The sequence below is a fragment of the Streptococcus criceti HS-6 genome (assembly GCF_000187975.2).
GTDB classification, from domain to species: Bacteria; Bacillota; Bacilli; order Lactobacillales; family Streptococcaceae; genus Streptococcus; species Streptococcus criceti.
Map to the genome: position 1 here is coordinate 1,311,379 of NZ_AEUV02000002.1, position 13,802 is coordinate 1,325,180.

The 13,802-nt window shown below is 41.4% G+C and carries 13 protein-coding genes; 11 read left to right on the forward strand and 2 right to left on the reverse strand.

Annotation, left to right across the window (positions count from 1 at the left end; translation table 11 throughout):
* Positions 1-114 precede the first annotated feature (114 nt).
* The 9 genes from STRCR_RS06115 to STRCR_RS06155 all read left to right on the forward strand — a co-directional run bounded on the left by STRCR_RS06115 (position 115) and on the right by STRCR_RS06155 (position 10,123).
* Positions 115-987: a phosphate ABC transporter substrate-binding protein PstS family protein gene (locus STRCR_RS06115; protein WP_004225175.1), complete on the forward strand. Its 873-nt coding sequence runs from the start codon at positions 115-117 to the stop codon at positions 985-987.
* Between the two features lie 11 nt (positions 988-998).
* On the forward strand, positions 999-1,934 hold the full coding sequence (gene pstC, locus STRCR_RS06120; RefSeq protein ID WP_004225991.1) for a phosphate ABC transporter permease subunit PstC: 936 nt from the start codon (positions 999-1,001) through the stop codon (positions 1,932-1,934).
* A complete protein-coding gene (gene pstA, locus STRCR_RS06125) occupies positions 1,924-2,811 on the forward strand; it encodes a phosphate ABC transporter permease PstA (protein WP_004225910.1) in 888 nt (295 codons plus the stop codon). Before pstC ends, pstA begins: the two co-directional genes overlap by 11 nt.
* A 13-nt stretch (positions 2,812-2,824) precedes the next feature.
* On the forward strand, positions 2,825-3,628 hold the full coding sequence (gene pstB / locus STRCR_RS06130; protein ID WP_004229865.1) for a phosphate ABC transporter ATP-binding protein PstB: 804 nt from the start codon (positions 2,825-2,827) through the stop codon (positions 3,626-3,628).
* Between the two features lie 11 nt (positions 3,629-3,639).
* Positions 3,640-4,398 carry a phosphate ABC transporter ATP-binding protein PstB gene (gene pstB, locus STRCR_RS06135; RefSeq protein ID WP_004228832.1) on the forward strand — a complete coding sequence of 253 codons (759 nt, stop codon included), beginning with the start codon at positions 3,640-3,642 and terminating at the stop codon, positions 4,396-4,398.
* Positions 4,399-4,433: 35 nt separating this feature from the next.
* On the forward strand, positions 4,434-5,087 hold the full coding sequence (gene phoU / locus STRCR_RS06140) for a phosphate signaling complex protein PhoU (RefSeq protein WP_004227639.1): 654 nt from the start codon (positions 4,434-4,436) through the stop codon (positions 5,085-5,087).
* A gap of 100 nt (positions 5,088-5,187) precedes the next feature.
* Complete coding sequence (locus tag STRCR_RS06145; RefSeq protein ID WP_003048848.1) at positions 5,188-7,740, forward strand: M1 family metallopeptidase; 2,553 nt, start codon at positions 5,188-5,190, stop codon at positions 7,738-7,740.
* Between the two features lie 333 nt (positions 7,741-8,073).
* Positions 8,074-8,748 (forward strand): response regulator transcription factor, encoded by a 675-nt coding sequence (locus STRCR_RS06150; protein WP_004228046.1) that lies wholly within the window; start codon positions 8,074-8,076, stop codon positions 8,746-8,748.
* The gene (locus STRCR_RS06155) at positions 8,738-10,123 is read left to right on the forward strand and encodes a sensor histidine kinase (RefSeq protein WP_004229495.1); all 1,386 of its coding nucleotides are present in this window, start codon (positions 8,738-8,740) and stop codon (positions 10,121-10,123) included. The genes STRCR_RS06150 and STRCR_RS06155 overlap by 11 nt, the downstream gene beginning before the upstream one ends.
* 522 nt (positions 10,124-10,645) lie before the next feature.
* Here the strand turns inward: STRCR_RS06155 and rpsT are convergent.
* Positions 10,646-10,894, reverse strand: a complete 249-nt coding sequence (gene rpsT / locus STRCR_RS06160; protein WP_172459627.1) for a 30S ribosomal protein S20 — start codon at positions 10,892-10,894, stop codon at positions 10,646-10,648.
* A gap of 52 nt (positions 10,895-10,946) precedes the next feature.
* The gene (gene coaA, locus STRCR_RS06165; protein ID WP_004226999.1) at positions 10,947-11,867 is read right to left on the reverse strand and encodes a type I pantothenate kinase; all 921 of its coding nucleotides are present in this window, start codon (positions 11,865-11,867) and stop codon (positions 10,947-10,949) included.
* 63 nt (positions 11,868-11,930) lie between these two features.
* On the opposite strand from coaA, the gene STRCR_RS06170 reads away from it, so the two are divergent.
* Together STRCR_RS06170 and STRCR_RS06175 are read left to right on the forward strand one after the other, a co-directional pair.
* Positions 11,931-12,521 (forward strand): class I SAM-dependent methyltransferase, encoded by a 591-nt coding sequence (locus tag STRCR_RS06170; protein ID WP_004225885.1) that lies wholly within the window; start codon positions 11,931-11,933, stop codon positions 12,519-12,521.
* On the forward strand, positions 12,518-13,795 hold the full coding sequence (locus tag STRCR_RS06175) for a pyrimidine-nucleoside phosphorylase (protein ID WP_004229873.1): 1,278 nt from the start codon (positions 12,518-12,520) through the stop codon (positions 13,793-13,795). The genes STRCR_RS06170 and STRCR_RS06175 overlap by 4 nt, the downstream gene beginning before the upstream one ends.
* Positions 13,796-13,802: the final 7 nt, after the last annotated feature.

Sequence of the window (13,802 nt, forward strand, 5' to 3'; positions counted from 1 at the left end):
AAGTGAGTATATCCAAAATAAAAGTAATGTGTTATCATTAGGAGTGGAGGTTTGATGCTTCCAATTATATATGACAGTCGCTTGATTTTAGAATAAAATTAACAGGAATTAAAGATGAAAAAATGGAATAAAAAACGTTTGTTTCTCCTTGCGATGATGGGGGCAGCTCTCTTTTGTCTGTCTGCCTGTGCCAGCTGGATTGACAGAGGGGAGAATATTACTTCTGTTGGATCAACGGCTTTGCAGCCTTTGGTAGAAGGAGCAGCTGACCGTTTTTCTGAAAAGAATCAAGGTAAGATTATCAACGTTCAAGGCGGTGGTTCCGGAACGGGTTTGTCTCAGGTTCAGTCCGGTGCGGTTCAGATTGGTAACAGTGATGTCTTTGCCGAGGAAAAAAGTGGTATTGATGCCAGCAAACTCGTTGATCATCAGGTTGCTGTCGCAGGGATCGCCGTTATCGCGAACAAAGAGGTAGGGATGAAAAATCTAACACCGGAGCAGCTGCAGAAAATCTTTACTGGTGAATATACCAATTGGAAACAATTGGGTGGTAAGGATTTGGAAATCACCATTATCAATCGAGCAGCAGGTTCAGGAACCCGCTCAACTTTTGACAGTGTTATCATGAAAGATAAGGAGAGTAAGCAAAGCCAAGAGCAGGATTCAAACGGCATGGTTCGCTCGATTGTGTCACAGACCCCTGGAGCCATCTCATATTTGGCTTTTGCCTATGTTGATGATAGCGTAGCGACGGTTAATCTCAATGGGCATGCCCCAACTGCAAAAAATGTCACCACCAATGCTTGGCCTCTCTGGTCTTATGAGCATATGTATACCAAGGGAAAAGCTACAGGCTTAACCAAGGAATTCTTGGATTATATCCTTAGTGATGAGGTCCAAAATGGGGTCGTTAAAGACATGGGCTATATTTCCATCAATGATATGAAGGTCGTTAAAGACGCTGATGGTAATGTGACAATTAAATAAGAGGAGTTTTCATGAAAAAACAGGATTTGGCGACACAGTTAACCTCGCCATCAAAAAATTCACGGCTGGAAAAATTTGGCAAGACCATATCCTTTCTTTGTTTGATGCTGATTGCCTTTATTGTTGCCATGATTTTGATTTTTGTGGCTCAAAAAGGCTTATCAACTTTTTTTGTTAATGGCGTCAACCTATTCGATTTCTTATTTGGAAAAAATTGGAAACCGTCGGTCAAAGATGCTCACGGCCAATATATGATGGGGGCTCTACCGATGATTACAGGGTCCTTCATCGTTACTATTTTATCAGCCTTGATTGCGACGCCGTTTACGATTGGAGCAGCTATCTTTATGACAGAGATTTCTCCCAAGCGGGGAGCGCGCCTGCTTCAGCCTGCTATTGAACTTCTGACAGGGATTCCATCAGTGGTTTATGGCTTTATTGGTTTGCAAGTGGTCGTACCGGCTGTGCGTACACTGTTCGGTGGTACTGGTTTTGGGATCCTTTCGGGAGTTTTTGTGCTCTTCGTCATGATTCTGCCTACTGTTACCTTTATGACAACGGACAGTCTGCGTTCGGTTCCTCGTCATTATCGTGAAGCTAGTCTGGCTATGGGGGCTACACGTTGGCAAACAATTTGGCGCGTTATTCTACACGCTGCTAAGCCAGGGATTTTTACAGCTGTTGTCTTTGGAATGGCCCGTGCTTTTGGTGAGGCTTTGGCTATTCAGATGGTTGTCGGAAATTCAGCTGTTATGCCAACTTCGCTGATTACTCCGGCTTCAACCTTGACGTCAGTTCTAACCATGGGTATCGGAAATACCGTTATGGGAACAGTTCAGAACAATGTTCTCTGGTCCTTGGCCTTGGTTCTGTTGATTATGAGTCTGGCCTTTAATATGCTGATGAGGTTTATTACGAGGGAGAAAAAAGTAAACTATGAACGCTAAACAATTTGATAAAGTTATGACAGCGATCCTCTATACGATTGCTGGTATCATTGTTACCATACTGGCTGCTTTGATTCTCTACATTTTACTCAGAGGGCTGCCACATGTCAGCTGGCACTTCCTGACAGGAAAGTCTTCTTCGTATGAAGCTGGCGGCGGTATCGGTATCCAGCTCTATAATTCTCTCTTCTTGCTGATCATCACGCTAATTATTTCCATCCCTCTTTCTATGGGAGCTGGGATTTATCTGGCTGAGTATGCTAAAAAAGGGCGTTTGACAGATTTTATTCGAACTTGTATTGAGATTTTGTCATCACTGCCATCTGTTGTAGTAGGACTCTTTGGTTATTTGATTTTTGTTGTCCAGTTTCAATATGGTTTCTCCATTATCTCGGGTGCTTTGGCTCTCACTGTCTTTAACTTGCCGCAGATGACACGGACAGTCGAGGATAGTTTGCGAAATGTCCATCATACCCAGCGCGAAGCAGGATTGGCATTGGGACTTTCTCGTTGGGAAACGGTGCTTCATGTGGTTATTCCAGAAGCGATTCCTAGTATTGTCACAGGTGTTGTATTAGCGTCCGGACGTATCTTTGGTGAGGCGGCAGCGCTTATCTACACAGCGGGGCAATCAGCTCCTGCTCTTGATTGGGGCAATTGGAATCCTTTAAGCGTTACGAGTCCTATCTCGATTTTCAGACAATCTGAAACGCTGGCTGTCCATATCTGGAAGGTTAACAGCGAAGGGACCATCCCTGATGCGACCATGGTGTCGGCTGGTAGTGCCGCTATCCTTCTCATTTTCATTTTAATCTTTAATCTCTCTGCTCGCTATCTGGGCAAGAAATTGCATGCTCGCTTGACATCGGCGAAATAAATAAGGAATATATATGGCAGAATATAATTGGAATGAGCGTCATATCATGACTTTTGAAGGCAAAGAATTGGCACTTGAGACCAAGAATTTGCATGTTTATTATGGCCAAAATGAAGCCATCAAGGGCATTGATATGCAGTTTGAAAAAAATAAAATTACAGCCTTTATCGGCCCATCGGGCTGTGGGAAATCAACTTTCTTGCGCAGTCTCAATCGTATGAATGATACCATTGATATTGCTAGGGTAACGGGTGAGATTTGGTATGAAGGGATTGACATCAATCGTCCTGAAATCAATGTTTATGCTATGCGCAAGCATATTGGCATGGTTTTTCAGCGTCCTAATCCTTTTGCAAAATCTATCTATAAAAATATCACCTTTGCTCACGAGCGCGCTGGTATAAAGGATAAACAAGTCTTAGATGAGATTGTTGAGACATCACTCAAGCAAGCAGCGCTTTGGGATCAGGTCAAGGATGATCTTCATAAGTCTGCTTTTACCTTATCTGGTGGGCAACAGCAGCGTCTTTGTATCGCTCGGGCTATTTCGGTTAAGCCAGATATTCTCCTAATGGATGAACCGGCTTCAGCCTTGGATCCGATTGCGACCATGCAGTTGGAAGAAACAATGGCCGAGCTCAAGAAGGACTATTCGATTATTATCGTTACCCATAATATGCAACAGGCTGCCCGTGTCAGCGACTATACAGCCTTCTTTTATTTAGGGGATTTGATTGAGTATGACAAGACGGCTAAGATTTTCCAAAATGCGCAGTGTCAATCGACCAGCGATTATGTTTCTGGCCGTTTCGGATAGAAAGGAATCTTATGACAGAACCTATTTTGCGGGTGAAAGACCTGTCGGTCTACTATAATCAAAAAAAAGCTCTGAATAATATTACTATGGATTTTATGCCTAATGAGATTACTACCTTGATTGGACCTTCTGGTTCAGGTAAGTCAACTCTGCTGAGGGCTATCAACCGTATGGGAGACCTTAATCCTGAAGTAACCTTGACAGGGGCCATCACTTACAACGGTCATAATATCTACGGACCAAGGACTGATACGGTAGAATTACGTAAGGAAATTGGTATGGTCTTTCAGCAGCCCAACCCATTTCCTATGACCATTTATGAAAATGTCACCTATGGTCTTCGTATCAAAGGAATTAAAGATAAGGCTGTTTTGGATGAAGCAGTAGAGACGTCCTTGATTGGAGCTTCCATCTGGGATGAGGTTAAAGACCGTCTACACGATTCAGCCCTGGGCTTGTCTGGTGGGCAGCAGCAGCGGGTTTGTATTGCTCGTGTATTAGCAACCAGTCCCAAAATTATTTTAATGGACGAGCCGACATCTGCTCTTGATCCGATTTCTTCGGGGAAGATTGAAGAAACCCTCTATGGTCTGAAAGATCAATACACCATGCTCATTGTGACACGCTCTATGCAGCAAGCGTCTCGGATCTCCGATAAGACAGGTTTTTTCTTGGATGGTGACTTAATTGAATTTAATTCAACCAAGGAAATGTTCCTCAATCCTGCCCATGAAGAGACTGAAGATTATATCAGTGGTAAATTTGGTTAGTCTCGACGACTAAATAGATAGAAAGAAATGATTTTATGTTACGTACACAATTTGAAGACGAATTAGATAAATTGCATAATCAGTTTTATGCTATGGGGACTGAAGTCAGTTCCCAAATCAGTAAGACAGTTCGCGCTTTTATCAGCCACGATCGGCAGTTGGCCAAGGAAGTTATTGAGTCAGACGAGATTGTCAATAACTATGAAACGAAATTAGAAAAAAAATCCTTGGAAATCATTGCCCTGCAACAGCCTGTATCGACTGATTTACGTTCAGTCATTACTGTGCTCAAGGCGTCCAGCGATGTTGAGCGTATGGGAGATCATGCTTCAGCTATTGCTAAGGCTACTATTCGGATGAAAGGCGAAGAGCGAATTACATCGGTTGAAGAGGCCATTAATAAAATGGGGCGTGCTGTCCGAGATATGGTTGAGGAAGCCATGAATGTCTATATCAAGGCTGATGAAGCGGCTGCCTATGCGGTAGCAGCTCATGATGAGCATATTGATAATCTTTTTATTGAAACACAAAATATGACAGTGGAGGCTATCAAGGCTAATCCAGATGCCGCTTTTGCGGCTAAGGAATATTTCCAAGTCTTAATGTACTTGGAACGTATTGGGGATTATGCTCGCAATCTCTGTGAATGGGTTGTCTATCTCAAGACAGGAAAAATTATCGAACTTTAATAATGAATATGTTATAATTGAGATTGGTTTTGACCAATCTTTTTTTGGTCTGAGAAGCAGGATAAAAACTTGTAAAATTTATAAAAAATTGAGGAGTTTTATGAATTCAGTAGAACATTTTATTGAAAAATTTGTACCTGAAAATTACAATATTTTTCTGGATCTTAACCGAAAGGAAAAGACCTTCTCTGGGAATGTTGCTATCAGTGGTGAGGCCTTAGATAATCAGGTTTCCTTCCATCAGAAGGATTTGATAGTTACTTCGGTCCTCCTAGATAATCAGGAGGTGAACTTTAATCTGGATCCTGAAAAAGAAGCCGTTCATCTCGACTTACCTGAGACAGGGAACATGACCCTAGTATTGGAATTCTCAGGAAAAATTACAGATAATATGACGGGGATTTATCCGTCTTATTATACAGTTGATGGTATCAAAAAAGAAGTGATTGCCACACAGTTTGAAAGTCATTTTGCTCGAGAAGCCTTCCCGTCTATCGATGAACCAGAAGCTAAGGCTACCTTTGATTTGGCTATTAAGTTTGACCAGGAAGATGGTGAAGTGGTTATCTCAAATATGCCTGAGACCAATATTGAATTACGGCAGGAAACAGGCATTTGGACCTTTGCGACAACACCAAGAATGTCTTCCTACCTTTTAGCTTTTGCTCTGGGTGATTTGCAGGCTAAGAAGGCTCAGACTAAGAATGGTACTGAGGTTGGTGTTTTTGCCACTAAGGCCCACAAGGCTTCATCCTTAGATTTTGCTTTGGATATTGCTGTCCGTGTCATTGATTTTTATGAAGATTATTACGGTGTCGCTTATCCAATTCCCCATTCTTACCATTTGGCTCTGCCTGATTTTTCGGCAGGGGCTATGGAAAACTGGGGCTTAGTAACCTATCGTGAAGTTTATTTGGTTGTTGATGAAAATTCGACTGTTGGCACTCGTCAGCAGGTTGCTTTAGTGATTGCCCATGAGTTGGCCCATCAGTGGTTTGGTAATCTGGTTACTATGAAATGGTGGGATGACCTTTGGCTTAATGAATCTTTTGCCAATATGATGGAATACGTTTCAGTTGATGCCATTGAGCCAAGCTGGAATATCTTTGAAGATTTTCAAACAACAGGTGTCCCTCTAGCTCTAAAACGGGACGCTACCGATGGAGTACAGTCTGTTCATGTAGCGGTCAATCATCCTGATGAGATCAATACTCTCTTTGATCCAGCTATTGTTTATGCTAAGGGAAGCCGCCTTATGCACATGCTCCGCCGCTGGCTAGGAGATGAGGACTTTGCAGCAGGGCTCAAGGTTTATTTCGAAAAGCATCAGTATCGTAATACGGTCGGTCGTGATCTGTGGAATGCTCTTTCAGCAAGTGCTGAAAAGGACGTCGCTAGCTTCATGGATGCTTGGTTGGAACAACCAGGCTATCCAGTTGTGACTGCTCAAGTCCTTGATGATAATCTGATTCTCAGTCAAAAGCAGTTCTTTATTGGAGAACATGAGGATAAGAATCGCTCTTGGCAGATTCCATTAAATAGTAATTGGTCTGGTCTCCCGGATACTTTGTCTGAGACTAGTTTGACCATCCCTAATTACTCAAGTCTGGCTGCTCAGAATGAGGGGGCTGGAGCCCTGCGCTTGAATACAGACAATACAGCCCATTATATTACTAACTATCAAGGCAGACTTTTGGATGAAGTCCTAGCTGATTTTGTTAACTTGGATAAGACAGCCAAATTGCAGGTCTTGCAGGAACGCCGTCTGTTGGCTGAAAGTGGTGAAGTGTCTTACGCTGATCTCGTGCCCTTGCTTAATAAGCTGCCAGAGGAAAGCTCCTATCTGGTCGCGGCAGCTGGTCAACAAATTATTTCAGGCTTGGATAGCTTTGTTGATGAGGGAACAAGCACCGAGGTTAACTTCAAGAACTTGATTAAGCGGGTTGCGGAAAACAATTTTAATCGTCTAGGTTTTGAAAAAATTGATGGAGAGGCTGATGAAGATGAAATGGTTCGCCAATCAGCTATTTATCTCATGCTCAAAGCTGATGATGAGAGTGCCATTGCGCAAGTGCATGCTATTTTCCAAGACTATCAAGCTAATATCGAAGCTATTCCGGCTCCAATTCGTTCGTCCGTTTTGGTTAATGAAATGAAGCATTCCGAGACGCCGGCTTTAGTTAATCAGTATCTTTCTGCCTATGTGGCAAGCACAGACGGTATCTTTAAGCGTCAGCTCTCCAATGCGCTTTCCTATACCAAGGATTCTGCAACTTTGATTCATATTCTAACTCAGTGGAAAAATAAAGATGTTGTGAAACCTCAGGACTTGGCAACTTGGTATGCTTATTTCTTGCAGCAAGACTTCACTCAAGGTAAGGTTTGGAATTGGGCTAAGGAAAATTGGGAGTGGATAAAGACGACCTTAGGTGGTGACATGAGCTTTGATAAGTTTGTGATTTACCCTTCTAATAACTTTAAGACAGACGCACGTCTAGCTGATTATAAGGCCTTCTTTGAACCTCAACTTGGTGATAAAGCTATCGCTAGAAATATAACAATGGGGATCAAGGAAATCTCTGCTCGCATTGACTTGATTAAAAAAGACAAGGCTGCGGTTGAAGTAGCTATCGACCTAGCCGCTGCTAAATAAGAGCCTAAGGTCTAGAAGTTTTTTCTAGGCCTTTTTGCTTAGACAGGTTCAGTCGCTTTTCAGCAAGTCTTGCTAGACTGGTGTCAGTCGAACGACTTATTTTAACTTGTTGAAAATCAAAACCGCACGTTGTTGACCTCATCTTGTCAAGATCAAATACTGCCTAGACTTCGTCGCCCGATTTTATTTTTTGATTTTCTCTGAGTATTAGTTATTAGTTCGCGCATTCTGGATAGGAATTACTCGGTAAAAAATTCTTATTGCCAGATTAAGTTTTCGGCGACAAGGTGCTGGATTTATGATAAGATATAGGAAAGATTGGAGTACAGATATATGATTAAAATTTTATTAGTAGAAGATGACCTTAGCCTTTCAAATTCTGTTTTCGATTTTTTGGATGACTTTGCTGAAGTTACCCAAGTTTTCGATGGAGAGAAAGGCCTCTTTGAAGCAGAAACTGGTGTTTATGATTTGATTCTGCTTGATTTGATGTTGCCGGAAAAAGATGGTTTTACTGTCTTGAAAGAGCTGCGTGACAAAGGTATCCCAACCCCTGTCTTGATTACAACTGCTAAAGAAGCTTTGGATGATAAGGGGCATGGTTTTGAACTTGGTGCCGATGACTATTTGACCAAGCCATTCTATTTGGAAGAATTGAAGATGCGGATTCAAGCACTTTTGAAGCGTTCTGGTAAAATCAATGATAAGCTTCTTACTTATGGAAACTTAGATTGTGATACATCAACTAATACGGTAACCGTTGACGGTAAAGTTGTTGAACTTCTGGGTAAAGAATTTGATCTCTTGGTTTACTTCCTTCAAAACCAAAATGTTATTCTACCTAAGACACAAATTTTTGATCGAATTTGGGGGTTTGATAGCGATACAACTGTCTCGGTTGTCGAAGTTTATGTTTCCAAGATTCGTAAAAAACTCAAAGGAACAGATTTCGAACAAAACTTGCAAACACTACGTAGTGTGGGGTATATCTTAAAGGATGTTCAATAAGTTAAAGAAGGGTCTCTTTTCTGAAGGATTCTCGACTTTTCTTCACTTCCTATCTGTCTTCACCGTAATTTTCTTGGTGATGACTATTTTGATTTTGCAAATCATGCGGATTGGGATTTATTCATCAGTTGACGACAACCTCGATAAGGCAGCTGAAAGTGTTAATTCCTATATCTATATGAATATGTATAAGGCGAGTCTGTACTCAGCCTTTGACGGTAATGATGATTCAGATCTCTCCATCTTTACTGATGGGGATGATTTTTTGGGAAATGGGACGACCCTTCCTGCCGATGCTAATGCTTCAGGCAGTCCAGAACAGAACAAATCCCATGTAGAATTGAATGCTACGATTGAAACAGTCATGTATGATAAAAATGGCAAGGTACTTAATAGCTCAGAAATTTTTTCCGGACTGAACAAACTGAAAATGAATCGGGATGAACTGGGCGAGGTCAACGAGGTTAGTATTGATGGTAGTTTTCGTGAGAAGGAACACTACCGCTATAAGACCATTGCAGTATCAGACAAGCAATTTCCTAAGGTTGCTTATGTCACTATTGCCATTAGTGTCAATCAGCTGGATAGTGTTAATTCTCGTTATCAAATTATCATTATATCGGTGATGGTGACCTTCTGGCTATTGTCAGTTTTTGCTAGCGTTTATCTGGCTAATTGGTCACGTAAACCAATTTTGGAAAGTTATGAAAGGCAAAAGAATTTTGTTGAAGATGCCAGCCATGAATTGCGGACACCTTTGACGGTTTTGCAAAACCGCTTAGAGAGCCTTTTTCGTAAGCCAGACCAAACGATTTTGGACAATTATGAAACCATTGCTTCTAGCTTAGAAGAAGTCCGAAATATGCGGATTTTAACCACCAATCTGTTGAATTTGGCTAGACGAGATGATCATCTTAATCCTAAGATTGAGGAAATTGAGCCAGCTTTCTTTGACAGTATTTTTGAGAACTACCAAATGATTGCTGAAGAAAATGGCAAAAGCTTAACCTGTCGTAACCGTCTGGATTTACCGATGAAATCTGATAAGACATTAATCAAGCAAGTCATGACCATTCTCTTTGATAATGCTGTTAAGTACACAGGAGAAGATGGTGCTATTGATATTAGCGTTACCAGTGAAGCTGGCAAATTGCTTATTTCAGTAGCAGATAATGGGGCTGGTATCAGCGAAGAAGATAAGATAAAGATTTTTGACCGCTTTTACCGGATTGATAAAGCTCGCAATCGTCAGACCGGTGGTTTTGGCTTAGGGTTATCTTTGGCTAAGCAGATTGTGGATGCCTTGAAAGGAACTATTTCTGTCCGCGATAATGAACCGACAGGAACTATTTTTGAAATTAAATTAAGTGCTTAAAAAGGGACTGGGCAAAAACTCGTTCAGTATTTCTGTTTTGAAATAAACTCTTGACGCAGTGGTTGGGAGTAAGACCTGTTGGCTGGGCTAAGAAGCCTTATGCCTGCACAGTTCATTAGGTGCTTTAGCACCAATGAACCACCGCTGGCTGGTTTTCCTGTTGCCACAAGGCCCAAGCGAAAAAAATTAGCCAACTATGTGGGGGTGGGAATGTGAACCAAAATTTTCAATTTTGGCTCACATTCCCACTCTTTTTTATGGGACTTGAGGTGGAAGGAGAAGAGAAGCAGTTATTTGGGTTTATGTTCCTTGAAAACTAAAACTACACCTCGCTGATTTCCGCTGGCCACAACTTTTTTCTCCATTTTCGAAGCTTTAAAAAGCCTTCCACAACTTTTGAGCTGTCTGCACTTTGTGATCTTATTTATATTTGATTTTCTTGGAGCATTAATATCGGTTTGGTTAGGCTGGAGCTGAATCGTGATTTTGAGCTACAAAAAAACCTCCAAACGGAGGTCAATTTTATCCAAGTTTAGCTGCAAGACGAGCTTTATCACGGCTTGCTTTATTTTTGTGAATTAACCCTTTAGATTGAGCTTTATCGATTGCTGAGCTGGCAGCACGGAAAAGTTCTTCAGATGGGTTTGCTTCAAAAGCTTTGATAGTAGTACGCAAAGCTGATTTTTGAGCTGAATTCTTTTCGTTTTGCTTAACGTTAAGCTCAGCACGTTTGATAGCTGATTTAATATTTGCCACAGTTTTCACCTCCATTTTTACTAACCATTCCATTATATAGGAAATAGCTGGCTTTGACAAGTCCTAATCACTTTTTCAGGTAAATTTTATCAATCTTGTGATTCTGTGATTTATGCAAGATGAGCTCAGCTCGGTTGCGAGTCGGTTCTATATAATTCTCCAGATTAACTAAATTGACCCTCTGCCAGGTCTTTTTGGAGATGGCTAAGGCCTCTTTTAAATCCAGCTTTGTCAAGGAGTAATAATAGTTTTTACTGTCTGTTTTAGCTAACTGGAGTAAACTTTGAAAACGTTCAAGATACCATTTTTCAATATGGGATATTTCTGCATCAATATAGATGGAGAAGTCATAGTAGTCATTCATATACAGTCGGTGATTCTGCTGATTTTGAAAAACATTGATACCTTCAATGATAAGAAAATCAGGTGACTGAATGGTTTCCTCGGCTTGGGGAATAATATCATAAATCTCATGAGAGTATACAGGAATAGACATGGTCTGACCATTTTTCATGCCATCTAAGAAATTAATCAGACGTTCCATGTTATAACTTTCAGGAAAGCCTTTTTTATCCAAAATTCCCTTATCGATTAGGATATGGTTAGGGTAGAGAAAGCCATCGGTTGTTACCATTTCAACTCGGCTATTTTTAAAGGTTCGGGCTAGAAGAAGCTGCAAAAGTCGACTGGTAGTGGACTTACCAACAGCTACCGAACCAGAGATACCAATGATAAAGGGGCGCTTTTTAGCTTGCTTCTGTAAGAAGATTCCCTTAGCAAAGCTGAGATTTTCCTGAGCGTTTTTATAAATTTGAATCAGGCTAATGAGCGGAAGATAAACATCTGTCACATCCTGAATATCAATCTTATCGTTGAGACTTTTAATAGAATCTAGTTCTTCTTGACTTAAGGGTGCTTGTTCAGCTTGATGCAGGCCCTGCCAAGTTTTCCGACTGATTTCTTCGAAATTAATAAATTCATGAGACATAGGTTTATTGTAGCACAAAATATGATAAAATGAAGTGACTGAATAAAGGGAGCAAATGAAGAAGTGGCTAAGATGTACTATGCTGAAAGGCCTGATGCTGAGCATGATGTTCATGATTTGACAGTTCAGCTATTAGGTGAAACTTTTCGTTTTTATACGGATGCTGGTGTCTTTTCAAAAAAGATGATTGATTATGGTAGTCAGGTCCTTTTGTCTGCCCTAAATTTTTCGGCTGGGGACAGTCTCCTTGATGTTGGCTGTGGCTATGGTCCTCTGGGGATTAGTTGTGCTAAAGTCTATGGCTTAGCTGTTAGCATGGTTGATATTAATCAGCGAGCTTTGGATCTAGCTAGGAGAAATGCTCAACGTAATGGTGTTCAGGCTGACATTTACCAGTCGCATATCTATGAGCAGGTCAAGGGGTGTTTTGATCACATCGTCAGCAATCCTCCCATACGGGCAGGAAAACAGGTGGTGCATGAAATTTTGCAAGGTGCTTATGACCATCTCAATCCGACTGGTAGCTTAACTGTAGTTATCCAAAAGAAGCAAGGCGCTCCTAGCGCAAAGGCTAAGATGGAGCAAGTCTTTGGCAATGTTGAACTGGTCAAAAAAGATAAGGGTTACTATGTTTTAAGGAGTATAAAGGAATGAGAGCGGTTGATTTAATTCAGAAAAAACGTGATGGCGGCGAATTAACTACAGCGGAAATTCAGTGGTTAATTGCGAACTATGTAGCGGGGGCGGTGCCTGATTACCAAATGTCAGCTTTTGCTATGGCTATCTTTTTCAAGGGGATGACCATGCGAGAGACTCGCGATTTGACCATGGCTATGGTTGCTTCGGGCGATCAGCTTGATTTATCGGCCATTTCTGGTATTAAGGTTGATAAGCACTCGACCGGTGGCGTTGGTGATAAGGTAACATTAATTTTGGCTCCTTTGGTAGCCAGTTTTGGCGTACCCGTTGCTAAAATGAGTGGAAGAGGGCTGGGGCATACTGGCGGAACCTTGGATAAACTAGAATCCATCAAAGGTTACCAAATCGAGGTTGCAGAAGAAGACTTTATTCAGCAGGTGAAAGACATAGGTATTGCGGTTATTGGCCAGTCAGAGCAGATTGTTAAGGCTGATAAATTGCTCTATGCCTTGCGGGATGTGACGGCAACAGTTGATATTATGCCCTTGATCGCCAGTTCGGTAATGTCTAAGAAAATTGCTGCTGGCTCGGATGCTATTATGCTGGATGTTACTGTTGGTGACGGTGCTTTTATGAAGACCCTTGATGATGCGGAAGAGCTGTCTCGAACCATGGTCAACCTTGGTAAAGAAGTTGGACGCCAGACTGTTGCTGTCATTACTAATATGGGCCAACCTTTGGGTCAAGCTATCGGTAACCGGCTGGAGGTTCTTGAAGCTGTTCAAATTATGAAGGGAGAAGGACGGTCAGATATTACCGATTTCATCTGCCAGCTAGCACAGATTATGTTGAAATTAGGTGGACAAGAAGTAGAACTAGAGAAAATCAAGAACCACTTGACACAAGGTCACGCTCTAAAAAAATTTGAAGACCTAGTAGCTGCTCAAGGCGGTGAAGTCCAAGATATCTATCGGCCGGTTCAGACTGATTTTATCTATGAAGTAAGGGCGGAAAGCTCAGGCTATATCTCCTCCCTTCCGGCCCTCTACTTTGGTCGCTTTGCCATGGAAATAGGAGCTGGTCGCGCAGTAAAAACCGATCGATTAGACTATGATGCCGGAATTATGTTCGACAAAAAAGTTGGGGATGCGATTTCAGCTGGAGATTTGTTGGCAAAAATCTACTCAAATCGAAAAATTCCTCAAAAAAAGATTACAGAATTCGCAAAAAATGTTACAATAAGTAACGAAAAAGTGTCCATAAGTGAAATATTAAAAATCATTAATTAGGAGAGAG